The organism is Rhodoferax sp. BAB1 (assembly GCF_013334205.1).
Lineage (GTDB): Bacteria > Pseudomonadota > Gammaproteobacteria > Burkholderiales > Burkholderiaceae_C > Hylemonella.
Map to the genome: position 1 here is coordinate 918,100 of NZ_CP054424.1, position 21,106 is coordinate 939,205.

The 21,106-nt window shown below is 67.0% G+C and carries 22 protein-coding genes; 3 read left to right on the forward strand and 19 right to left on the reverse strand.

Features of this window, described 5'->3' with window-relative positions; all coding sequences use genetic code 11:
- Positions 1–22: 22 nt before the first annotated feature.
- Genes HTY51_RS04505 through HTY51_RS04525 form a run of 5 tightly spaced genes read right to left on the reverse strand, consistent with a single transcriptional unit; the run spans position 23 to position 5,976 of the window.
- On the reverse strand, positions 23–436 hold the full coding sequence (locus HTY51_RS04505; protein WP_174251610.1) for a DUF1634 domain-containing protein: 414 nt from the start codon (positions 434–436) through the stop codon (positions 23–25).
- Positions 427–1,377, reverse strand: coding sequence for a sulfite exporter TauE/SafE family protein (locus HTY51_RS04510; RefSeq protein WP_254606987.1), 951 nt, complete (start codon positions 1,375–1,377; stop codon positions 427–429). The genes HTY51_RS04505 and HTY51_RS04510 overlap by 10 nt, the downstream gene beginning before the upstream one ends.
- Before the next feature lie 6 nt (positions 1,378–1,383).
- Entirely contained in the window at positions 1,384–2,313 is a 930-nt protein-coding gene (locus HTY51_RS04515) for a DmsC/YnfH family molybdoenzyme membrane anchor subunit (RefSeq protein WP_174251611.1), read from the reverse strand.
- The gene (locus HTY51_RS04520) at positions 2,310–3,038 is read right to left on the reverse strand and encodes a 4Fe-4S dicluster domain-containing protein (protein ID WP_174251612.1); all 729 of its coding nucleotides are present in this window, start codon (positions 3,036–3,038) and stop codon (positions 2,310–2,312) included. Before HTY51_RS04520 ends, HTY51_RS04515 begins: the two co-directional genes overlap by 4 nt.
- Before the next feature lie 28 nt (positions 3,039–3,066).
- The gene (locus tag HTY51_RS04525) at positions 3,067–5,976 is read right to left on the reverse strand and encodes a molybdopterin oxidoreductase family protein (protein WP_174251613.1); all 2,910 of its coding nucleotides are present in this window, start codon (positions 5,974–5,976) and stop codon (positions 3,067–3,069) included.
- A gap of 275 nt (positions 5,977–6,251) precedes the next feature.
- Here HTY51_RS04525 and HTY51_RS04530 point away from each other — a divergent pair, with 275 nt between their 5' ends.
- The 3 genes from HTY51_RS04530 (at position 6,252) to HTY51_RS04540 (ending at position 9,455) form a co-directional block, all read left to right on the forward strand.
- Entirely contained in the window at positions 6,252–7,451 is a 1,200-nt protein-coding gene (locus HTY51_RS04530) for a GAF domain-containing sensor histidine kinase (protein ID WP_174251614.1), read from the forward strand.
- A 58-nt stretch (positions 7,452–7,509) separates the two neighbouring features.
- Positions 7,510–8,190, forward strand: coding sequence for a response regulator transcription factor (locus tag HTY51_RS04535; protein ID WP_174251615.1), 681 nt, complete (start codon positions 7,510–7,512; stop codon positions 8,188–8,190).
- 770 nt (positions 8,191–8,960) lie between these two features.
- A complete protein-coding gene (locus HTY51_RS04540) occupies positions 8,961–9,455 on the forward strand; it encodes a restriction endonuclease (protein WP_174251616.1) in 495 nt (164 codons plus the stop codon).
- A 76-nt stretch (positions 9,456–9,531) separates the two neighbouring features.
- On the opposite strand, the gene cobA is transcribed toward HTY51_RS04540, so the two are convergent.
- The 14 genes from cobA to tusD all read right to left on the reverse strand — a co-directional run bounded on the left by cobA (position 9,532) and on the right by tusD (position 21,085).
- Positions 9,532–10,374, reverse strand: a complete 843-nt coding sequence (gene cobA / locus HTY51_RS04545; protein ID WP_217448243.1) for a uroporphyrinogen-III C-methyltransferase — start codon at positions 10,372–10,374, stop codon at positions 9,532–9,534.
- Positions 10,371–10,772, reverse strand: a complete 402-nt coding sequence (locus HTY51_RS04550; RefSeq protein WP_174251617.1) for an iron-sulfur cluster assembly accessory protein — start codon at positions 10,770–10,772, stop codon at positions 10,371–10,373. Before HTY51_RS04550 ends, cobA begins: the two co-directional genes overlap by 4 nt.
- Positions 10,773–10,798: 26 nt before the next feature.
- Positions 10,799–11,176, reverse strand: a complete 378-nt coding sequence (locus tag HTY51_RS04555; protein WP_174251618.1) for a TusE/DsrC/DsvC family sulfur relay protein — start codon at positions 11,174–11,176, stop codon at positions 10,799–10,801.
- The gene (locus HTY51_RS04560; RefSeq protein WP_174251619.1) at positions 11,173–12,594 is read right to left on the reverse strand and encodes a cobyrinate a,c-diamide synthase; all 1,422 of its coding nucleotides are present in this window, start codon (positions 12,592–12,594) and stop codon (positions 11,173–11,175) included. Before HTY51_RS04560 ends, HTY51_RS04555 begins: the two co-directional genes overlap by 4 nt.
- A gap of 16 nt (positions 12,595–12,610) precedes the next feature.
- On the reverse strand, positions 12,611–13,822 hold the full coding sequence (gene nrfD, locus HTY51_RS04565; protein ID WP_174251620.1) for an NrfD/PsrC family molybdoenzyme membrane anchor subunit: 1,212 nt from the start codon (positions 13,820–13,822) through the stop codon (positions 12,611–12,613).
- Between the two features lie 3 nt (positions 13,823–13,825).
- Positions 13,826–14,635, reverse strand: coding sequence for a sulfate reduction electron transfer complex DsrMKJOP subunit DsrO (dsrO, locus tag HTY51_RS04570; protein ID WP_174251621.1), 810 nt, complete (start codon positions 14,633–14,635; stop codon positions 13,826–13,828).
- A 2-nt stretch (positions 14,636–14,637) separates the two neighbouring features.
- Positions 14,638–15,063, reverse strand: a complete 426-nt coding sequence (locus HTY51_RS04575; protein WP_174251622.1) for a sulfur reduction protein DsrJ — start codon at positions 15,061–15,063, stop codon at positions 14,638–14,640.
- Between the two features lie 133 nt (positions 15,064–15,196).
- The gene (locus tag HTY51_RS04580) at positions 15,197–17,155 is read right to left on the reverse strand and encodes an NAD(P)-binding protein (protein ID WP_174251623.1); all 1,959 of its coding nucleotides are present in this window, start codon (positions 17,153–17,155) and stop codon (positions 15,197–15,199) included.
- Positions 17,156–17,194: 39 nt separating this feature from the next.
- Positions 17,195–18,724 (reverse strand): sulfate reduction electron transfer complex DsrMKJOP subunit DsrK, encoded by a 1,530-nt coding sequence (gene dsrK / locus HTY51_RS04585; protein WP_174251624.1) that lies wholly within the window; start codon positions 18,722–18,724, stop codon positions 17,195–17,197.
- Between the two features lie 15 nt (positions 18,725–18,739).
- Positions 18,740–19,468 (reverse strand): respiratory nitrate reductase subunit gamma, encoded by a 729-nt coding sequence (locus HTY51_RS04590; protein WP_174251625.1) that lies wholly within the window; start codon positions 19,466–19,468, stop codon positions 18,740–18,742.
- 124 nt (positions 19,469–19,592) lie between these two features.
- Positions 19,593–19,925 carry a TusE/DsrC/DsvC family sulfur relay protein gene (locus HTY51_RS04595; RefSeq protein ID WP_174251626.1) on the reverse strand — a complete coding sequence of 111 codons (333 nt, stop codon included), beginning with the start codon at positions 19,923–19,925 and terminating at the stop codon, positions 19,593–19,595.
- A gap of 44 nt (positions 19,926–19,969) precedes the next feature.
- Positions 19,970–20,269 (reverse strand): sulfurtransferase complex subunit TusB, encoded by a 300-nt coding sequence (gene tusB, locus HTY51_RS04600; protein WP_174251627.1) that lies wholly within the window; start codon positions 20,267–20,269, stop codon positions 19,970–19,972.
- Positions 20,270–20,278: 9 nt separating this feature from the next.
- Positions 20,279–20,635 carry a sulfurtransferase complex subunit TusC gene (tusC, locus tag HTY51_RS04605; protein ID WP_174251628.1) on the reverse strand — a complete coding sequence of 119 codons (357 nt, stop codon included), beginning with the start codon at positions 20,633–20,635 and terminating at the stop codon, positions 20,279–20,281.
- Positions 20,636–20,725: 90 nt separating this feature from the next.
- Positions 20,726–21,085: a sulfurtransferase complex subunit TusD gene (gene tusD, locus HTY51_RS04610; RefSeq protein WP_174251629.1), complete on the reverse strand. Its 360-nt coding sequence runs from the start codon at positions 21,083–21,085 to the stop codon at positions 20,726–20,728.
- Positions 21,086–21,106 lie beyond the last annotated feature (21 nt).

The following is a 21,106-nucleotide window of genomic DNA, read 5'->3' on the forward strand; positions in this document are numbered from 1 at the left end:
CGATGTACGTCGTGGATCAGTGTCAGTGCCCGGCGCTGAGCCAGCCGGAGGCGGCCAGCAGGAGCACCAGGATTTCAAGTCCACAGATGATGGCATAGGCCCGCGCACCCTGCCGGCGGAACAGGGCCAGCACCGCCAGCAGCGGCGGGATCGAGCAGCTGGCCAGCACGGCAATGCCGACCAGGTTGCTGAAATCGCCCCGGGCGGCCAGCGCCAGCCAGCCCCAGCCCTGCGGCGACTGCGTGCGCCGCAGGTACTCGTCCACCGGCTGGTTCCACAACTGCGGCAATTGTTCCAGCGGCACGTGGGGCGCGAGCAGCCCGCCCACGTAGGCAATGAAGCTGAGGAAGAGCAGGGCCAGCCCTGCGCGTGTGCCCCACTCCAGCAGAGTGGCGTAGCGGACGGCCTCTTCGGGCAGGGTGTCCTTCACATCCATATGCCGGCTCCCTTGAGGAAGGCGCGGATGCCCGCGAACAGCAGCAGGCTGATCACCATCTTGCGGATGACCGAGCCCTTGAGCACGTGCAGCAGCCGCGCGCCGATGCGTGCGCCCAGCATCATGCCGACCACCGAGGGCACGGCGATGATGGCCAGCACGGCGCCGCGGTTGATGTAGACCCAGGCCGCGGCCGAGTCCACCAGCGACAGCACCAGCCCGGAGGTGCCGGCCGAGACCTTGAGCGGCACGCCCATGAGCAGGTTGAGCGCCGGCACGTTGGCCCAGCCCGCACCGATGCCGAACACCCCGGCCAGCATGCCGATGCCGGTGAAGACGAACAGGCCCAGCGGCGTGCGGTGCACCTGCCAGTCGATGCGCCGGCCGGTGGCGCCATCGGTGAAGACGCCGTGGATGCCCAGCGCGGTGGACAGCGCATCGGGGCGCGCCACCTCCGGTACCTCGGACTTGCCCGCGCTGAACATCAGCACCACGATGCCCAGCACGATCACGCCCAGCGCCATTTGCACGGTCGAGGCCGGCAGCGCCAGGCCGATCATGGCGCCCGCAATCGAACTGATGGAGGCCAGCAGCGCTAGCGGCAGCGCCAGGCGCAGGCTGGCCAGGTTGCCGCGCAGCAGCATGGGCCCGGCGGCCAGCGCGCTGGCCAGCGCGACCAGCAGGCCGGCACCGCGCACGAAGTCCAGGTGGAAGGGAAAGAAACCGCCGACGATGGGCACGAAGAGGATGCCGCCGCCGATGCCGGCGGGCACCGCGACGATGCCGATCAGGAAGCAGGTGACGAACAGCGCCAGCGGCCAGAACCACCAGGGCATGGTGGAGACGGCCTGCAGGGTCTCGGCCGCCTGGACCGGCAGCACCAGCAACAGCAGGGCGAGGGCGGTGAGCGAGCGGCGCAGCATGGGAAAAGTGGAACCCATGGCGCCTCAGGCGATGGTCTGGTAGTACAGGTTCTGCGGGTGGTTGGCCTGGGCGAAGAAGTACCAGCGCTCGGCCAGCAGGCCGAGGTACTGCAGGGCAAAGGCGGCGGCCAGATAGGGCAGCGAGTCGCCCTTGAGCCCGGCCACGAGGAACAGCAGGGGCAGCGGGAACACCAGCAAGAGGAAACTCCATTTCACGTTGCGCAGTATGGCAGCACTGCTGCCGTGGAAGAACTCGCGCGTGTTGAAGGAGCCGCCCATGAAGCCTTGCGACTTCTGCACGATCTTCGGGTGCTTGATGCCGATGGCGCTCTGGATCGTCGACGTCGGTTTCAGGCGGGCATTGCGCAGCAGCGAGGCGCTGCGGCTGACGAAGCCGGCCAGCGTGAACAGGGAGGCGCCCAGCGCATACGCGCTGGCCAGCCCGGGCGACAGCACACCGGCCAGCAGGGTGGCCAGGGTGAAACCCGAGGCCAGGCCCAGCAGCGTGTAGTTGGCCACGGTCAGGGGGCTGGCCCATTCCTGCAGGAAGCGGATCGAGGCGTAGATCATGGCCGTGCAGACATACAGCGCCAGGCCGACCAGCGCCGTGCCCAGCCCGACCAGCGCGGCCGGGCCCTGGCCGAGGTAGTGGCTCAGGCCGTGCAGGAAGACGCCGCCCATGAAGGCCGGCAGGATGATGACCTCGCGCGAGAGCCAGGAAGTGCGCCACATGGTGGCGGTGCGCCAGGCGCGCTCGGGCCGGCCCAGGTGGAAGAAGGAAGCCAGCAGGCCCAGGCCGCAGAAGCCCAGCACCACGATGTCGCCGACGACGAGGAACCCACGCAGCTCCGGGCTGGACGGCAGCATCATTTCGGTGGCGAACAGGGCCAGGAACAGGCCCTGGCCGGCGCCGATGAGCGTGGTGAGGAAGATGACGGAAAAAGCGGGCTTCATGTGGAGTGGTCCTCGCGGCCGGGCGTGCGGTGAGGGTGTTCGGGGTGCTGGCCGTCGATCTTGAGCGGGTTGTCCACGCGCTCCAGGTCTTCGGGGTGGATGCGGATCTCGGTCTTGCGCCGCGGCAGGTAGTGGTTGGCCGGGTTGGTGCCCCACTCGGGCATGAGCTGGTAGCCGGCGCGTTCCTGGATGGCGACCGAGACTTCGGAGGCCGGGTCGTGGATGTCGCCGAACAGGCGCGCGTTGGAGGGGCAGGCGATCACGCAGGAGGGCTTGCGCTGCGGCTCGGGGATGGCCTGGTCGTAGATGCGGTCCACGCACAGCGTGCACTTGCTCATGACCTTGCGCTCCTCGTCGAACTCGCGCGCGCCATAGGGGCAGGCCCAGGAGCAGTACTTGCAGCCTATGCACTTGTCGTAGTCCACCAGCACGATGCCGTCGCTCTCGCGCTTGTAGCTCGCACCCGTGGGGCAGACCGGCACGCAGGGCGGGTCTTCGCAGTGCAGGCAGCTCTTGGGGAAGTGCACGGTCTGCGTGTTCGGGTACTCGCCGACCTCGAAGGTCTGCACGCGGTTGAAGAAGGTGCCGTTGGGCTCGGACGCGTAGGGGTTGAGGTCGGCCAGCGCGCCGGCGGTGCCCGAGGTGTTCCACTGCTTGCAGCTGGTCACGCAGGCGTGGCAGCCGACACAGACGTTGAGGTCGATGACCAACGCGAGCTGTGTCATAGCGAGCGCTCCTGTTTTTCGAGTTGTGTCATGCTTTCCACTCCCCCGTGCCGGCAAAGTAGGACTGGCTCCCGGGTGTGGCGCCGGTGCCCGGCGCGGCCGGTACCGTATCAAAGCGCGGCCAGCTCTCTTCAGGTTCTCCCGCTTCGGCCTTGCTGATGCGCACGCGCACGTCGTACCAGCCGGCCTGGCCCGTGATGGGGTCCGAGTTGGAGACCGTGCTGCCCGCCCTGGGGCCGGGCAGCTCCTCGCTGATCAGGTGGTTGAGCAGGAAACCCTGGCGCGATTCGTTGGCGTCGGGGGTGAGGCGCCAGGCGCCCGGCGCCTTGCCGATGGCGTTCCAGGTCCAGACGGTGCCGGGCTCCACCGCTTCGGAGTAACGGCACAGGCAGCGCACCTTGCCCCATTGCGACTCGACCCACATCCAGCCGCCGTCCTCGATGCCCTGCGCCTTCGCGGTCACCGGGTTGACGAAGAGGAAGTTGTAGGTGTGGATCTGGCGCAGCCAGGCGTTCTGCGAGTCCCAGGCGTGGTACATGGCCATGGGGCGCTGCGTGACCGCGTTGAGCGGGAAGGCGGCGGTGTCGGTGGCCTGCGATTCGAGCGGCGTGTAGTAGAAGGGCAGCGGGTCGAAGTAGGTCTCCACCCGCTTGCGCAGGTGGTCCGGCGGCTGCTTGCCCGGGCGCTTGCCCTGGGCGGCGCGGCGGAAGCCCTGCAGGAACTCGGAGTAGATGTGGATCACGATGGGGTCGGCGTCGCGGCGCAGGCCCATGGACTGGGCCCACTGCATGTAGTCGCGGTTCCAGTTGCGCATGTACTGGATGTTGGCCGGCATCTCGTAGTGGAAGACGCAGTTGTTCTGCGCGTACATCTCCCACTGGCGCGGGTTCGGTTCGCCGCGCATGGACTTCTCGCCGCCCTTGCCGCGCCAGCCGGCCAGGAAGCCGATGCCCGAGCCGGGCGCCGTTTCGTAGTTGACGATGAAGTCCGGGTAGTCGCGGAACTTGCGCCCGCCCTCGGCCGTGGTGAAGGCCGGCAGCTTGAGGCGGCTGGCCAGTTCCACCAGCACTTCCTGGAAGGGTTTGCACTCGCCCTTCGGGGGCACCACCGGGATGCGCACCGAATCCACCGGGCCGTCGAACTCGGAGATCGGGCGGTCCAGGATGGACATGACGTCGTGCCGCTCCAGATAGGTCGTGTCGGGCAGCACCAGGTCGGCAAAGGCCGTCATCTCGGACTGGAAGGCGTCGCAGACCACGAGGAAGGGGATCTTGTACTCCCCGTCCTCGCGCTTGTCGTTCAGCATCTTGCGCACTTCGCTGGTGTTCATGGTGGAGTTCCACGCCATGTTCGCCATGAAGATCAGCAGGGTGTCGATGGGGTAAGGGTCGCCGCGCCAGGCATTGGTGATAGCGTTGTGCATCAGCCCGTGCGCCGACAGCGGGTGTTCCCAGGAGAAGCCCTTGTCCAGGCGCACCGGTTCGCCCTTGTCGTCCACGAACAGGTCGTCCGGGCTCTCGGGCCAGCCCAGCGGCGCGCCGTCCAGCGGCGTGTTGGGCTTGACGGCCTGCGGGCCCTTGGGCGGCCGCGCATTGGGCGGCACGGCGCGCGGGTAGGGCGCCTTGTGGCGGAAACCACCGGGGCGGTCGATGGTGCCCAGCAGGCTCATCAGGATGGCCAGGGCGCGGATGGTCTGGAAGCCGTTGCTGTGCGCAGCCAGGCCGCGCATGGCGTGGAAGGACACCGGGTTGCCCTTGACCGATTCGTGCTTCCTGCCCCAGCTGTCGGTCCAGGCGATGGGCAGCTCGATCTTCTGGTCGCGCGCGGTGATGCCCATCTCGTGCGCCATGCGGCGGATGGTCGCGGCCGGCACGCCGGTGATGTCGGCAGCCCACTCGGCCGTGTAGGGTTTGACGCGGTCGGCCAGCAGCTGGAAGGCCGGCACGGCGGGTGTGCCGTCGGGCATGGCGAACTGGCCCAGCAGGGCCGGGTCGGCGCCCTCGGCGTGGTCGGCCACCGCTTTGCCGCTCAGGCGGTCCCACCACCAGAAGTTGGCCGGGCGCAGCGGGTTGACCTTGTCGCCGTCTTCCTTGCGCAGGAACATGCCGAACTCGTCGCCCTTGGCGTCCTGGTTCACCAGCTGGCCGGCGTTGGTGTAGCGCGCCAGGAATTCGCGGTCGTACAGGCCCAGCGCGATCAGTTCATGGATCAGCGCCAGCAGCAGGGCGCCGTCGGTGCCGGGCTTGATGGGCACCCACTCGTCGGCAATCGCCGAGTAGCCGGTGCGCACCGGGTTGACCGAGATGAAGCGGCCGCCGTTGCGCTTGAACTTCGAGAGCGCCATCTTCATCGGGTTGGAGTGGTGGTCCTCCGCGGTGCCGAACATGATGAAGAGCTTGGAGCGGTCCAGGTCCGGGCCGCCGAACTCCCAGAAGGAGCCGCCGATGGTGTAGATCATGCCGGCGGCCATGTTGACCGAGCAGAAGCCGCCGTGCGCCGCGTAGTTGGGTGTGCCGAACTGGCGCGCGAACAGGCCGGTGAGGGCCTGCATCTGGTCGCGCCCGGTGAAGAGGGCGAACTTCTTGGGGTCGGTGGCGCGCAGGTGGCGCAGGCGTTCCTCCAGCGTGCTGAAGGCTTCTTCCCAGGAGATCTCCTCGAACTCGCCGGCCCCGCGCTCGGACCCGGCCTTGCGCCTGAGCGGTTTGGTCAGCCGCGCCGGGGAGTACTGCTTCATGATGCCCGAGGAACCCTTGGCGCAGATCACGCCCTTGTTCAGCGGGTGGTCCGGGTTGCCTTCGATGTAACGCACCTCGCCGTTGCGCAGGTGCACCTTGATGCCGCAGCGGCAGGCGCACATGTAGCAGGTGGTGTTGCGGGTCTCGGTGGTGGCCCCGGCCAGCGCGGGGGCCAAGGGGTCGTGCAGGGGGATGGATGCCATCCCCGGATTACCTCAAGTCCGGGGTTAAACGTCTATTACCGACACGGGTGATTGACACCTCACCCAAATGGGTTATGGGGTATGCCCGGGGGTGAAACGGGGAAAGGACCCCGGCAAGTCAGGGAAAACCTGAGGTCCAAAGGCGCCTATGGCCCTTCCCCCTGGGGGTATTCGTAAATATACTGATTGCTGAATATATAACCATATACCGTGCTCCAGCATGGTGCAGAGAGAGACATGATGAACACGAGCAGCCGTCCGGCCGGGAGGGCGCCATGCTGAGGCTTGCGCCTCAGGCGGGCGGCTTGTCCGTGGAGATCGCCGCGGTCGATGCGCCGCCGGTGGCCAGTCTGCTGGCGGAGATCACTTCCGGACTGAGCCAGGGCCGGGAACTGGAAACCCTGCTGGGGCAGTTCCTGGGGCCGATCGTGCGACTGGCCGGCGCCCAGGCCGGCGTGGTGCGCATCCTCTCCGAAGACGGCGAGCACATGCGTCTGGTGGGTGACGTGGGCCTGCCGCCCGAGGTGCGTTTCGCCGAACTGCTGGTGGACCGGCATTGCGGCACCTGCGGCGTGGCCGCCGACAGCGATGCCCCGGCCTGGAGCGCAGACATGAGCGAGTGCGCGCGCCACCATCCTTCGGACGCACGCTTCTACCAGGACTGCCAGCGCATGCTGGCCATGCCGCTGCGGCACCGCGGCCGCCTGCTGGGCCTGTACAACCTGTTCTTCTGCAGCGAGGCAGAGCTCGGCGCCGACGTGCAGACCGTGCTGCGTTCCATCGGCGAACTGCTGGGCCTGGCCCTGCACAACGCGCGCCTGGAGCGCGAGACCCTGGCCAGCACCGTGATGACCGAGCGCAAGTTCCTGGCCAGCGAGGTGCATGACAGCATCGCCCAGAGCCTGGCCTACGTGAACATGCGCCTGCCCCTGCTGCAGGACGCCATGCAGGCGCACGACGACACGCTGTCGCAGAAATACTTTGCCGACGTCGAGCAGGCCATGGGCAGCATCCAGTGCAACCTGCGCGAGATCCTGACCAACTTCCGCGTCGCCATGGATCCGCAGGGCCTCGTGCACGCGGTGCAGGTCCTGGCCACCGAGTTCCGCCAGCGCGCGGGCATCCCGCTGCAGCTGCAGTGCGAAGTGCCCGAGCTCGGTCTCACGAGCGAACAGGAAGTGCAGGTCTTTCACATCGTCCAGGAGGCGCTGGCCAACGTCGGCCGCCATGCCCAGGCACAGCAGGCCTGGCTGACGCTGAGCCATCGCGGCAGCCACCTCGATGTGCGAGTCGAGGACGACGGCCGCGGCGTGGCCGCCCTGCAGGCCGACGGCCGCGCGCATTTCGGGCTGGACATCATGAACGAACGTGCCCAGCGCCTGGGCGGCGTGGTGGAGATCGGCCCGCGCGTGGGCGGCGGGACCCGGGTGCGCCTGACGGTGCCGTTCCCGACGGCGCACGTGGGGAACGCATGAGCGCCGCACGGCCGTCCGCAGGGGCTTGCACTGCCATGCCCGGCGCGGAGGCTGCGTCGTGAGCCAGGCGGTGCGCCTGGTACTGGTGGATGACCATGCCGTGCTGCGCAGCGGCCTGGCCGACCTGCTGCGCGGTCGCGGCGGCATGGAAGTGCTGGGCGACACCGGCAAGCCGGACGAGGCCGTGGCCCTGGTGCGCCAGCACCAGCCCGACCTGCTGCTGCTGGACCTGAGGCTGGGCCCCGTCGACGGCCTGAGCGTGCTGCGCGCCCTGCGTGCCGAGGGCATCGAGACCCCGGTGGTCATCCTCACCATGTGCACCGCCGAGGACGACCTGGCCGCGGCGCTGAGTGCCGGCGTGCGGGGTTACCTGCTCAAGGACATGGAACCCGACGAGGTGATCGAATCCATCCAGCGCGCCGCCCGCGGCGAGCTGGTGGTGGCGCCCAGCATGGCCCTCAAGCTGGCGCAGATGTGGCAGCAGGGTTCGGTCAAGCGCGACCTGGTCGGCAGCCTGACCGAGCGCGAGCGCGAGGTGCTGGAGCACGTGGCCCGCGGCAAGAGCAACAAGGTCATCGCCCAGGCCCTGGACATCAGCCACAACACCGTCAAGCTGCATGTGCGCCACATCATGGCCAAGCTCGATCTCGGTTCACGGGTGGAGGCGGCGGTGTTTGCCTTCGAGCACAGGACCTCGGGTGACAGCGCGCAGCCGGCCAGCGGCGAGCCGCGCAAGTAGACGGCCCTGCGCACAGCGCGCCCCTGTCGCCGCTCCCGGGCGCGGCGCCGACCATCGCGGCGACTAGTCTGCTTCCCGTTTGGCAAAGAGACGCAAAACCGTTCCTCGCCGCCGAGCATGCAGGGTTTGCCGGTTTTGTTCATGGTCCGTCTGACTGGGCGGAGTGGGAGAAGGCTGATATAAATCAGGTACTTACAACAGATCACGGGAGGAGCCATGAGCTTTGTTATGCCGACAGATTTGCGGCCTATATCAAGTTAGCCCCTATGTTTTCTTGTCCTCACTGCGGTCAATTAACCATCGGCACATGGCGTAAGTTCAGTGCGTCCAGCACTTTCCCGGCCAAGTGCGCTTCGTGCGGTGGTCTCGCGTTTGTTTCGGCTTGGGCACATGCCGCGTCAACTCTCGCGGTTGAGTTCTCTTTTTGGGGCAGCATCGTTGCGGCCATAGTCTTCAAAAGCTGGCTCGTCCTGCTTGTTTTCCCGCTCAGCCTATTTATCTGGTCTCTTATTATTGGGCGCGTGTTTTCTCTCAAGCAAATAACGCCACTAGCCGTTTCAGCATCACGCCGATCTGTGGCAATTCAAGTATTTGTTGCTGTCATGGCCATGCTTGCGGTCTCAATGCTTTTCAGTTCCAAATGAGCAGCGGGGCTAACATAGCGTTCGAGAGGGACGCGCCTAAAGCGGCGCGCCCCTCAACTTTACGTTAGGCTTCACGTGCGTCCACCGAACGAGCCGCTCTCACTGACGCCGCGTGAGTTCGAGCTCTTGGTCCAGGGCATTCTGGATGCGGCCGCTGGCTCACTCGTGGACTACCAGTCACACCACCTCGCCTCGCTGCAAGGTTCCGATGGTGATTACGTCATCGATGTCGTGGCCAACTTTTCCGCACTCGGCGCCAAGTTCGTCGTGCTCGTCGAATGCAAACACCAAGCTCGTCCAGTGGAGCGGCAAGACGTTCAGGTTCTGCATAGCAAGTTGCTCTCAACCGGTGCTCAAAAGGCAATGCTCTTCTCGATCGCCGGCTTTCAAGCAGGGGCCGTCGAGTTTGCCGAGGCGCATGGCATCGCGCTCGTTGAGGTCGCTACCGGCATCTCCAATTGGCACGCTAAAAGCGCTGGTCCACCGCCACCACCACCGTCCTGGCTGCATTTGCCAAAGCACATCGGATGGCTATGCAAGGGAAACACGCGGTCCCTGTTGTCCGAAGACCATAGCGAATACACCCGCGCATTCCTGAGCCTTAGCGACGGTGAAGCCTAACCCTTCGCTGCACCCGAAGGGCTACAGCGGGCTTCGCCCGCTTGCGCATTTGGGTTAGCTCGAACGTTGAAGCGACTCAGTTCGCCGCCGCCGGATTGATCGGCAGCTGCACCGGCACGTTGTGCGAGAGTTTGCTGGTGTCGCCCGTGGCCGGGTCGAACCAGTGCAGGGTGCCGTGCAGTTTCACCACGTCGCCCACGATCAGCAGGCTGGGTGAAGTGAAGTTGCTCGCAGCCACCTTGGCCGGCAGGTCGGCCAGGGTGCCGGTGAGCACCTGCTGCGTGGCCAGGGTGCCGTGCTGCACGGCGGCGATCGGCCGCGATGCCGGGGCGCCATGGGCCATGAGCTGGCGGCAGATGTCGGGCAGGGCGTTCAGGCCCATGTAGATCACCACCGTCTGCCTCGGGCGCACCAGGGCGGCCCAGTCCAGGTCGGTCACGCTGCCTTCCTTCAGGTGGCCGGTGACGAACATGGCCACCTGGGCGTGGTCACGGTGGGTGAGCGGGATGCCGGCGTAGCTGGCCACGCCGCAGGCCGCGGTGATGCCGGGCACGACCTCGAAGTCCACGCCGTGGGCGGCCAGTTCCTGCATCTCCTCGCCACCGCGGCCGAAGACGAAGGGGTCGCCGCCCTTGAGGCGCACCACCTGCTTGCCTTCGCGCGCCAGCTGCACCAGCAGGGCGTTGATCTGCTCCTGGCGCATGGTGTGTTCGTTGCGGCGCTTGCCGGCGTAGATGCGCTGCGCGTCGGCGCGGGCGAAGTCCAGCACGCCGCTGGAGACCAGGTGGTCGTAGACGATGGCGTCGGCGCGCTCCAGCAGGCGCACGGCCTTGAGCGTCAGCAACTCCGGGTCGCCGGGGCCGGCGCCCACCAGATAGACCCGGCCGCGCGCGGCGCCGGTGCTGTGTTGGGTTTTCAATGGGCACCACCCTTGCTGCCGCAGCCACCCCCCGTGCCGCAGCCGCCGCTGCCACAACCGCCCCCGGTGCTGGTGCTGGTGCCGCAGCCGCCAGCGCTGCTGCCCACCGCCTCCGCCTCCTGCTGGACGAAGATGAAGTTGTACTGGCCGGGTTCGAGTTCGACGAAGTCGAGGGTCGTGTCCTCCAGCAGCGCCACATGGTGCGGGGCGATGACGATGTGCACGTCCTGGATCTGCAGGCGCGTGTCGCCGTCGCCCACGTCGTCGAAGCCCATGCCGTAGCCTATGCTGCCGTCGGGCTCGCGCCGGGCGGCCACGCGCAGCACGGCGTCCTGGGCGCCGCTGTCCTGGGCGGCTTGTGCGATCTGTTGCGCTGCGGCGCTGGTCAGTGTGAACATGGTGTTGGCTCCTCGTCAGATTTTTATCAGTGTTCGCCCTTGGTCCGCAAGAGGCCGGCCAGCCGGTTGCCCTGTTTCTGCGGGCCGCCGCGCGGGAACAATTCGTGCAGGTAATGGTTGTTGCCGCGCTCCGGGCCCCAGAGTTCCGTGAAGTGCTTGATCATGACGCGAACCTGGGCCTGAACACCATGTTCAGCATAGTACTCGCGCAGGTAGCGAATGATGGCCCAGTGCTCGTCGCCCAGTTTCAGCTCCTCGTGGGCGGCCAGGGCGCGCACGAAGTCTTCCGACCAGTCGCCGAGGTTGCGCAGATAACCTTCGGAGTCGGTCAGCACGGGCCGGCCTTTCACCAGCAGTTCGCGGGTGAAGACATCCCGGGCGATGGGGGTGGGTGTTTCGGTCATGGTGCCACTCCTGCAATTTCCGGCGCGGCCGCTGCACGGGCCGTCCCACGGCAGCGGCGCACGAAGTCGACGAAAGCGGGCGCCCAGCCCTCCGGTCCCAGGCTGCGCAGATGGGCGTAACCGGCCAGCACGTTGCGATGCACGAGGCCGTCCACCTGGCCGTCCAGGCCGTGGCCGCGTGTCACGCGCCAGGCCGTGCGGGCGCCGGCCGGCAGGCCTTCGAGGGCGGAGTAATGGAATTCGTGGCCGCGTACCTGGGTATCGCGCAGGGCGGGCCAGGGCATGACGGCGCTGGCGTTCAGGCTGACGTAGCCACGGCCCACCGGCCTGGTGTGCATGACGACGTCGGCAGGAATGGCGCCCACCATGCGGCCGGTCTGGCCCTGCCAGCTGATGGAGCGCGCCAGGTACATGAGGCCGCCGCATTCGGCGTAGACCGGCAGGCCGGCTTCGATGGCGTCGGCGATCTGCGCGCGCAGCGCGGCATTGGCCTGCAGCTGCGGCAAAAAGAGTTCGGGGAAGCCGCCGCCGATGAACAGGCCGTCCAGATCGGGCGGCAGGGAGGTGTCGCGCAGGGTGTCGAAGGGCAGCAGTTCGGCACCGGCGGCTTCCAGGGCCTGCAGGTCGTCGGGGTAGTAGAAACCGAAGGCCTGGTCGCGCGCCAGGCCGATGCGCACGCGCTGCGCGGGGGCGACCGGCGACGCTGCCGGCGGGGCGGGTTCGGGCTGGAAGCGCGGTGCGCTGGCGGCCAGGTCGCGTACCCGCTGCAGGTCGACCTGGGCGGCGATGCGCGCACCGATGCGCTGCACCTGCTGCGCGGCCTGGGCGTGTTCGTTGCTGGGCATGAGGCCGAGGTGGCGTTCGGCCACGGCCAGTTCCTCGTCTTCGGCGATGGCGCCCAGCACCGGCACGTCGGTGTAGTGCTCGATCACGGCGCGCAGCTTGGCTTCGTGGCGGCTGCCGCCCAGGCGGTTGAGGATGACACCGGCGATGCGCAGGTTCTTGTCGAAAGCCTGGTAACCGAGGATCAGCGGCGCGATGCCGCGGGTCATGCCGCGCGCGTCGATCACCAGCAGCACCGGCAGCTCCAGCATGTGGGCCAGGGCGGCATTGCTGTTGCTGCCGTCCAGCGCCAGGCCGTCGTACAGGCCCTTGTTGCCTTCCACGATGCTGAGGTCGGCGTGTTGCGCGTGCTGGCCGAACAGGCTGCGGATCTGCGCGCCCGTCATCAGGTAGGGGTCGAGGTTGTAGCAGGGGCGGCCGCTGGCCTGGGCCAGCCACATGGGGTCGATGTAGTCCGGCCCCTTCTTGAAGGCTTGCACGCGCTGGCCCTGCGCGCTCAGCGCGGCGCACAGGCCCAGGGTGACCGTGGTCTTGCCCGACGACTTGTGTGCAGCCGAGACGAGCAGGCGATTCATGATGCGGCCCTGATGCCTAGTGGGCGTTGCCGGCGACGGCGTCGGACGGGAACTGGTCCAGCCGCTGCGGCAGGAAGGCCAGCCACTTGAGCGCCAGCACGACGATGAGGCCGGTCATGCCGACGCCGCCGATGCCCAGCAGCCACTCGGGCAGGCTGGGGGTGTAGCTGCCGACCACGCCGTCGTAGAAGCTGCTGCTCACCTCGTAGCCGGGGAAGATCTGCAGCGGCCAGGCCTGGCTGCCGATGATGGTGACGTACATCTGGGCCAGGCCGCCGGCGATGACGGCGAGCGCGGCCAGCACCAGCATGGCGCGCGAGTTGCGGGTCTTGGGGGCGAGCAGCAGCACCAGCGGCAGCAGGCTGCCCAGGCCCAGCTGGCCCAGCCAGAACAGCCGTGTGTAGAGGCCGCCGCCCTGCAGCAGGAAACGCTCCAGACCGTGCTGCTTGGCGAAGTAGAGGTTGGTCAGGTGGTAGACCAGCACGAAGTAGGCGGCGCAGGCCACGAAGACGGCCAGCAGGCGCGTGAGGCGGGCCTGCATGGCAGATTCCAGCGGGCGCTGCGTCCAGCGGCTCACGGCCAGCAGCACCAGCAGGAAGATGGCCAGGCCGTAGGACAACGAGTAGACGATGAACATGGGGCCCATGAGCGCCGAGCCGAAGGCCTGGCGGCCGATCAGGAAGCCGAAGATGGAGCCGGTACCGGTGGTGAGCAGCAGGCGCCACACAAAAGCGGCCAGACCCGCGTAGGTGGAGTACGCGTTCATGCGGTGCTCCATCATGGTCCAGAGGTAGGCCACCACCAGGCCCATGAAGCCGGAGTAGAGCACCACGTTCCAGGCGAAGATGGACTTGAAGTTGTAGTAGGTCATGGCCACGATCAGGCGGTCGGGCCGGCCCAGGTCGAGCATGAGCACGGCGAGGCCGCCGGCCAACAGGGCGATGGCCAGCAGGGCCGAGAGCGGGGCCAGCGGCTTGTAGACCGTCTTGCCGAAGACCGAGGCCATGGAGGCGACGTTGAGCGCACCCGAGGCGGCCACCACCAGGAAGACGGCGAAGACGTGCGGAATGCCCCAGACGATCTGGTTGTTCATGCCGGTGATGACGTGGCCGTGGTGTTCCATGGTCCAGGCAGCCAGCAGGCCCACGCCGCTGACCGCGGCCAGCACGGCCAGCAGGGCCCAGTAGCCGGGGCTGCGGCCTTCGAGTTGACGCAGTGCGATTTTCATTGTTTACAAACCCATGTAGCGGACACCCGGATCGAGCCTGAGGTCCTCGCGCAGCTGGCGCGTGCTGTACTGCGCCACGCGTTTGGATATCTCGCTGTTGGGGTCGTTGAGGTCGCCGAAGGCGATGGCGCCATAACCGGCGGCGGCGCAGGCCTGCACGCAGGCAGGGCTTTCACCCTTGTCCACCTTGTGCACGCACAGGGTGCAGCCTTCCACCGTGCCCATGCCGCGCGGCACGTCGGGTTTCTGCTGGGTCTGCGGCTCGTGCACGAAGGAGCGGGCCTTGTAGGGACAGGCCATCACGCAGTAGCGGCAGCCGATGCAGATGTGCTTGTCGACCAGCACGATGCCGTCGGCGCGCTTGAAGGAGGCGCCGGTGGGGCAGACGTCGACGCAGGGCGGCTCGGCGCAATGCTGGCACATCACGGGCAGCGAGTGCGCCTTGCCGGTCTTGATCTCCTTGATCTCGATCTTGCGGATCCACTGCGCGTCGGTCGGGCCCGGTTGGGTGGGCAGGCCGTTCTCGGTCTGGCAGGCGGTGACGCAGGCATTGCAGCCGGGGGTGCACTTGCTGGTGTCGACCAGCATGCCCCAGCGCACCTTGGGGCTGGCGCCGGCGCTCGCACCGGCGGGTGTGGCGGCAGGATTCGGGGCGGCCTGTGCCACCTCGATCAGGCGCACGCCGGGCGCGAGCATGATGCCGGCCAGGCCGGCGGCGGCTACGCCCAGGAAACCGCGGCGCGCTTTCTGGGTCTCGTCCTGGCAGGCGTCGCCGGAGCCGCAGGAACAGGGGGAGGAGGTCTCCGGTGTCATGGCTAGTCAGCAGGTTGGGTCGCAAGCTGGCGCACTTGCCGGCTCAGCGCGGCGGTGGCGCCCGTGGGATGGACCAGCGGGTGGAAGGAGGAGGTGGCCTTGCCCGGCTGGGTGGCGTGGCATTCGAAGCAGTCGACCTTGACCGCGGCGTAGCTGTGGCAGCTGATGCAGAAGTTGGTGGGCGCCGCCGTCACGCTGTTGGTGGCCGGGCTGGCGTGGCACTCGATGCAGGTCTTCAGGCTGTATTTGGCGCCGCGGATGCCACCGTGCATGGTGTCGTCGCGCTGGTGCTTGAGGTACTCCATGTGGTTGCGCCGCATGTCGGCGGCGGGTTCCACGCACTGGCCGCCCTTGGCCGCTTCGATGACCGGCCTGGGCACGCGGCTGCCCTTGGCCGGTTCGTCAGCGGCGTGGGCGACACCGCCCATCAGCAGACCCAGCAGGAGAACAAATACGCCAAACCGCGGGGCACCGCGGAACCGGCTTTGCCGGGCCGCTGGTGCCGCCCCCTTGAGGGGGGTGGCGGAGCGACACGAAGTGCGCGGAGCCTGGGGGTGCATCCTATTCTCCCAGGCCCATCTGGATGTAACCCGTGGGGCAGACGTCGTGGCAGATGTGGCAGCCGATGCACTTGTTGTAGTCGGTGTCCACATAACGACCGGTGGTGGACTGGTTCTTCTTGACCTTGAACACGGCGACTTGCGGGCAGTAGACCACGCAGTTGTCGCATTCGAAGCACTGGCCGCAGCTCATGCAGCGCTTGGCCTCGGCCTGGGCCTGGGCTTCCACCAGGGCCTGCAGGCGTTCGTCGAAGTTGCCCAGGGCCTCTTCGGCCGTGAGGTTGGTGATGGTGCGCTTGTTGCGTGGCGTGAAGGGGAAGTGGCCGAGGAAGAGCTCCTTGTGCGAGATGACGTAGCGGTCGGAGCGGTTGTCGTAGTTGTGGATGGCCACGTTGCTGCTGTCGGTGCCGCGGATGGGTTCGTGCACCTCGCTGACGACCAGGCCCTTCTCGATCATCTTGCGCTTGAGGTCGAAGGCGTGCACGTCGATCTTCGGGCGCTTTTCCAGCGCCTCGCCGCCGAGGAAGCGGTCGATGCCGTCGGCCGCGATGGCGCCGTGGCCGATGGCGGTGGTCAGCAGATGGGGGCGGATGATGTCGCCGCCGGCAAACACGCCGGCGTGGCCCTGCACCTGGTAGTTCTTGTCGGCCGGCACCGCGCCCTTGCCGTTGTTGAACATCTCCAGGCCGGTGAAATCCACCGCCTGGCCGATGGCCGAGACGATCAGGTCGGCCGGGATGTCTTCCTCCGAGCCCTCGATGTTCTTGATCTCCAGCTTGCCGCCGGCGATCTTCGCCTCGCAGCGGATCACGCGCAGGGCGGTGGCGCGGCCGTCGGGGCCGCGCACCACGCAGACCGGCGCGTAGCCGCCGCGGATGGCGATGCCTTCGGACAGGGCGTGCTCGACCTCGTGCCTGGAGGCCTGCATCTTGTCGACCGCGAAGATGGAGGTCAGCGTCACCTCGGCGCCCTGCTTGGCCGAGACCGCGGCGACGTCGTGCGCCACGTGGCCGGCAATGGCGTGCTCGGGGCGGTCGCTGGGGTTGATCTTGTCGATGTGGCCCAGGCGACGGGCCACGGTGGCCACGTCGATGGAGGTGTCGCCGCCACCGACCACCACCACGCGCTTGCCCACGTGGCGCAGGCGGCCGTCGTTGAAGGCCTTGAGGAAGGAGGTGGCGGTCACGCAGTTGGGCGCGTCGGCGCCTTCGACCGGCAGTGCGCGGCCGGACTGGGCGCCCATGCCCAGGAACACCGCGTCGAAATCCTGGTGGATCTGCTCCATGGTGATGTCGGTGCCGATGCGCGTTTTCATCTTCGCGGTCACCCCCAGGTCCAGGATGCGCTTGATCTCGGCGTCCAGGATGTGGCGCGGCGTGCGGAAGCCCGGGATGCCGTAGCGCATCATGCCGCCGAGTTCCTCGCGTTCGTCGAAGATGGTGACGGCGTGGCCCTTGAGCGCCAGCTGGTAGGCCACCGACAGGCCGGCCGGGCCGCCGCCGATGACGGCCACCTTCTTGCCGGTGCTGAAGTCGGGCGCGGTGAAGGCCAGATTGTTGGTGATGGCGTACTCGCCGAGGAAGTGCTCGACCGAGTTGATGCCGACGAAGTCTTCCACCTGGTTGCGGTTGCAGCCCGATTCACAGGGCGCCGGGCAGACGCGGCCCATGACGGAGGGGAAGGGGTTGGCCTCGGTCAGGCGGCGGAAGGCGTATTCCTGCCACTTCATGCCGGCCGGCGGCTTCTCGATGCCGCGCACGATGTTCAGGTAACCGCGGATGTCCTCGCCCGAGGGGCAGCTGCCCTGGCAGGGCGGCGTGCTCTGGATGTAGGTCGGGCACTTGTGCGAGTGGTCGGCGTTGAAGATCTGCTGCTGCCAGGGACGCGGCGTGGCGTCGCCGTCCTTGTAGCGCCGGAAGGTGAGGGGCTTGACGCTGACGGATTCGGGGTTGGCTGACATGTCTAGTCTCCTGGTGTCGTTGCGTGGACGCGTTAACCGTTATTTGTCGCCGAGGCGGATGGCCTTGCTCACCAGCTGGTGGACGCCGCCCACCATGCTCATGTCGAAGCCGTACTGCGGCAGCACCTTGGTGAACTGCGCCTTGCAGATCGCGCAGATGGTGGCCATGAAGTTCACGTTGTGCTCGTCGACCACGTTCTTGAGCGCTTCCATGCGCGGCAGGGCGCCCTTGACGCGCAGCTCCAGCAGGTCGTCGGTCAGCAGGCCACCGCCACCGCCGCAGCAGAAGGTGGACTCGAAGATGGTTTCCGGGGCCATGTCGTGGAAGTTGTTGGCCACCGCCTTGATGATCTCGCGCGGAATGACGAACTGGCCGCCGGCGAAGTCGCCCATGCGCGAGGCGCGCGCCACGTTGCACGAGTCGTGGAAGGTGATGATGCGGCTGTCGTTCTTTTCCTTGTCGAAGCTGAGCGCGCCGCGCTGGATCAGGTCGTAGGTGAACTCGCAGATGTGCATGGGCTGCTTGTAGCGGTGGTCCAGCTGGTTCTGCAGTTCGATGGCAAACGGGTCCTTGCCGCCGGCGCCGATGCCCACCAGCGTGTTCCAGAAGCTGTAGGCCACGCGCCAGGCATGGCCGCACTCGCCGACCACGATGCGCTTGACGCCCAGTTCCAGCGCGGCCTCGCGGATGCGCAGCGCGATCTTGCGCAGCTGCTCGTAGTTGCCGATGAACATGCCGAAGTTGCCGGCCTCGCTGGCCTTGGCCGACAGCGTCCAGCTCACGCCGGCGGCGTGGAAGACCTTGGCGTAGCCGATCAGGCTGTCCACGTGCGGCTCGCTGAAGAAGTCGGCCGAGGGGGTGACCAGCAGCACTTCGGCGCCCTTGACGTCCAGCGGGAAGCGCACGTCGACACCGGTTTCGTCCTTGGTGTCCTCTTCCAGGCCTTCCAGCGTGTCTTGCAGCGCCGGGCCGGGGATGCCCAGGTTGTTGCCGATGCGGTGCACCTTGCCGATGATCTCGTTGGAGTACTTCTGGCCCATGCCGATGGAGTCCATGATCTCGCGCGCGGCCATGGTGACTTCGGCGGTGTCGATGCCGTAGGGGCAGAAGACCGAGCAGCGCCGGCATTCCGAGCACTGGTAGTAGTAGCTGTACCAGTCGTCCAGCACTTCCTTCGTGAGGTCCTTGGCGCCGACCAGCCAGGGGAAGTACTTGCCGGCGAAGGTGAAATAACGGCGGTAGACCTGGCGCAGCAGGTCCTGGCGCGCTACCGGCATGTTCTTGGGATCTTTGGTGCCGAGGAAGTAGTGGCACTTGTCGGCACAGGCGCCGCAGTGCACGCAGGCATCCATGTAGACCTGCAGCGAGCGGTACTTGCCCAGCAGATCGCCCATCTTGGCGATGGCCTTGGCCTGCCAGTCCTCCACCAGTTCGCCGGGGAAACCCAGGTTCTTCTGGATGGCTTCGCTGGCGACGAAGGGTTTGAGGTGCGAGGTCGCGCCCACCTGGATCAGCGGGATGACCGGGTATTCCTTGAGCTTCGGGGTGTCGAAGGCGGCGGTGGCCATGGTGTCTCCGTGCTCTTACTTGTCCAGCGCGCTGGCCCAGGCCGCCACGTGGCGCGCTTCACGCGGGTTGTCGGCCATGTTGCGCGTCGGGCTGAAGAACAGGCCGGGCGCATGCAGCAGCTTGCTGATGGGGAAGACGATCATCAGCAGGGCCACCAGGCCCAGGTGCAGCAGCAGCACCGGGTCGGTGGGCAGCGGCTGGATGTCGAAACGCATCAGGCCCAGCATGTAGGCCTTGACGGCGACGATGTCGGTGTGGCGCACGAAACGCATGCCCAGGCCGGTGAGGCCGATGGCGATGAGCAGCGCCAGCATCAGGTGGTCGGACGGGGTGGAGATGTAGCGCACCCGGTCCACCAGGAAACGGCGCGCCCACAGGCCGGCGAGGCCCACCACCATGGCGAAGCCGGCATAGGTACCGAAAGGCTGGATGAGCGTGATCACCAGCCAGACCGGTTCCTGGAAATAACGCACGTGGCGCAGGATCACCAGCAGCAGGGCGGCGTGGAAGAGCCAGCCGAAGAGCCAGGTCCATTTGCTGGAGCGGAACAGGCTTTCGAAGAACACGACCTCGCGCGCCAGGCGCCAGGGCACGCCGGCCGGGGTGACGGGGGCGGGCGTGAGGGCGATCTTCAGCGGCGCCGGGGTGCGCGCGTACTGCCGGATCTTGCGCGCCAGACCCAGCACCAGCACGGCGGTGGCGAAGTAGAACAGCACGGCGTAGAGGAGGGAGAGGGCACTCATCGCGTCAGCCTTGGTTCATTGCAGCAGGATCTTCGAGCTTTGGTTCAGGGCGCAGCCATCCGGCACCAACAGGACAGGCCTGCCGGCGCGGGACTGCTGCACGCAGCAGAAGGAGCGGCGTGTCTTAGACGCAGCCCGTGGGTTTCGGGAGCCCGGCGATCTTGCAGGCCTGCTTGGCGGGGCCATAGGGGAACAGGTCGTACAGGTACTTGCTGTTGCCTTTTTCCTCGCCGAACTGCTTGCCGATGGCCTTGGTCAGCACGCGCACGGCCGGGGCGATCTGGTACTCGTTGTAGTAGTCACGCAGGAAGTTGATGACTTCCCAGTGGTTCTCGGTGAGCGGCACCTTCTCTTCGGCCGCGATGTATTCGGCGATGTCCTTGTTCCAGTCGGCCAGGTTGATCAGGTAGCCTTCCTCGTCGGTCTCGTAGGTGCTGCCATTGACTTCGATGCCCATCTTCTCTCTCCTCAGGTTGTCAAATCAGTTTTATGGTCTGGCGCTCAGAGCCAGGAATTCGGGGTGCCGTGCTCGGCCACCAGGTCGACGAAGCCGCCGTAGTCCACCAGCGTCACGTTGTCCAGGGCGCGCGCGCTCATGCCGCGTGCGTCCAGGTCGGGTTTGAGGGCATAGAGCTTCACCTTGCCGGCGGCGGCGCGCAGCTGCGCTTCGCTGCTGCTGCCGGTGGTGGCGGCGTAGACGCCGTCCTCGATCAGCAGCACGGCCTGGCCCGGCAGGGCCATGCGCAGGCAGCTCTCCAGCGAGCGGGCGGCGGTGGGGGATTTGTTGACGATGTGCAGCATGGTCTTTCCTCAAAAGCTCAGGACCACGTCCTGTTGCGCCATCAGCTCGGCCATCTGCGCGCTGTCCAGCACCTCCACCGGCACCAGCAGATCCTGCTCGCTCAGGCCGCGTGCCTTCAGCGAGTCGGCGTCGACGTAGAGCTTCTCCACGTCGTAGCCTTCCAGCGCGCGGTAGCTGGGCGAGAAGTTCTTGATGCCGATGTCCTTGGTCTGCTGGCCCTTGGCCAGTTCGTAGACGCCGTCGTCCATGAAGACCAGGCTCACGTCCTGGTCGAAGGTGGCGGTGATCAGCACCACTTCCAGGCTCTCCAGCGCGTAGATCGTGCCGTAGGGGGCCTTGCGGTTGACGAACATGAATTTTTTCATTGGGCCTCCTGCCGGGCCGCCCCAAAGGAGGCCAGCGCCCCCTCGGGGGGCAGAGAACGAAGTGAACGTGGGGGCATCATTTTTTTCCCGTCAGTCGCCAAACGTCACCAGGCGGTCGGCCTTGATGCCGCTGTCCACCAGCTGGCCCAGGCCCGAGATGCGAAAGCCCGGGGCCAGCACCTCCTGCTTGATGCCGCGGCGCAGCGCGGCGGCCACGCAGACCACCAGGTCCACCTTGTGTTTCTCCGCCAGCTCGGACCAGCGGTTGACGATGTGGCGGTCGTCCTGCGGCGGCTCCGTCAACCGCGTGGCGTTGTTCACGCCATCGTGGTAGAAAAAGACGCGCTGGACTTCATGGCCCTTGGCGATGACCGCCATGGCGAATTGGTAGGCGCTGTCGGAGGCCTGGTGGGTGTAAGGCCCTTCGCTGACGAGTAATCCGAATTTCATGTCGTGGTTGTTAGGCTGTGG

Coding starts and splice junctions, on each gene's coding strand:
- HTY51_RS04505 (WP_174251610.1), bottom strand. CDS start 436: ATGGATGTGAAGGACACCCTGCCCGAAGAGGCCGTCCGCTACGCCACT.
- HTY51_RS04510 (WP_254606987.1), bottom strand. CDS start 1,377: ATGGGTTCCACTTTTCCCATGCTGCGCCGCTCGCTCACCGCCCTCGCC.
- HTY51_RS04515 (WP_174251611.1), bottom strand. CDS start 2,313: ATGAAGCCCGCTTTTTCCGTCATCTTCCTCACCACGCTCATCGGCGCC.
- HTY51_RS04520 (WP_174251612.1), bottom strand. CDS start 3,038: ATGACACAGCTCGCGTTGGTCATCGACCTCAACGTCTGTGTCGGCTGC.
- HTY51_RS04525 (WP_174251613.1), bottom strand. CDS start 5,976: ATGGCATCCATCCCCCTGCACGACCCCTTGGCCCCCGCGCTGGCCGGG.
- HTY51_RS04530 (WP_174251614.1), top strand. CDS start 6,252: ATGCTGAGGCTTGCGCCTCAGGCGGGCGGCTTGTCCGTGGAGATCGCC.
- HTY51_RS04550 (WP_174251617.1), bottom strand. CDS start 10,772: ATGTTCACACTGACCAGCGCCGCAGCGCAACAGATCGCACAAGCCGCC.
- HTY51_RS04555 (WP_174251618.1), bottom strand. CDS start 11,176: ATGACCGAAACACCCACCCCCATCGCCCGGGATGTCTTCACCCGCGAA.
- HTY51_RS04560 (WP_174251619.1), bottom strand. CDS start 12,594: ATGAATCGCCTGCTCGTCTCGGCTGCACACAAGTCGTCGGGCAAGACC.
- nrfD (WP_174251620.1), bottom strand. CDS start 13,822: ATGAAAATCGCACTGCGTCAACTCGAAGGCCGCAGCCCCGGCTACTGG.
- dsrO (WP_174251621.1), bottom strand. CDS start 14,635: ATGACACCGGAGACCTCCTCCCCCTGTTCCTGCGGCTCCGGCGACGCC.
- HTY51_RS04575 (WP_174251622.1), bottom strand. CDS start 15,063: ATGGGCGGTGTCGCCCACGCCGCTGACGAACCGGCCAAGGGCAGCCGC.
- HTY51_RS04580 (WP_174251623.1), bottom strand. CDS start 17,155: ATGTCAGCCAACCCCGAATCCGTCAGCGTCAAGCCCCTCACCTTCCGG.
- dsrK (WP_174251624.1), bottom strand. CDS start 18,724: ATGGCCACCGCCGCCTTCGACACCCCGAAGCTCAAGGAATACCCGGTC.
- HTY51_RS04590 (WP_174251625.1), bottom strand. CDS start 19,468: ATGAGTGCCCTCTCCCTCCTCTACGCCGTGCTGTTCTACTTCGCCACC.
- HTY51_RS04595 (WP_174251626.1), bottom strand. CDS start 19,925: ATGGGCATCGAAGTCAATGGCAGCACCTACGAGACCGACGAGGAAGGC.
- tusB (WP_174251627.1), bottom strand. CDS start 20,269: ATGCTGCACATCGTCAACAAATCCCCCACCGCCGCCCGCTCGCTGGAG.
- tusC (WP_174251628.1), bottom strand. CDS start 20,635: ATGAAAAAATTCATGTTCGTCAACCGCAAGGCCCCCTACGGCACGATC.
- tusD (WP_174251629.1), bottom strand. CDS start 21,085: ATGAAATTCGGATTACTCGTCAGCGAAGGGCCTTACACCCACCAGGCC.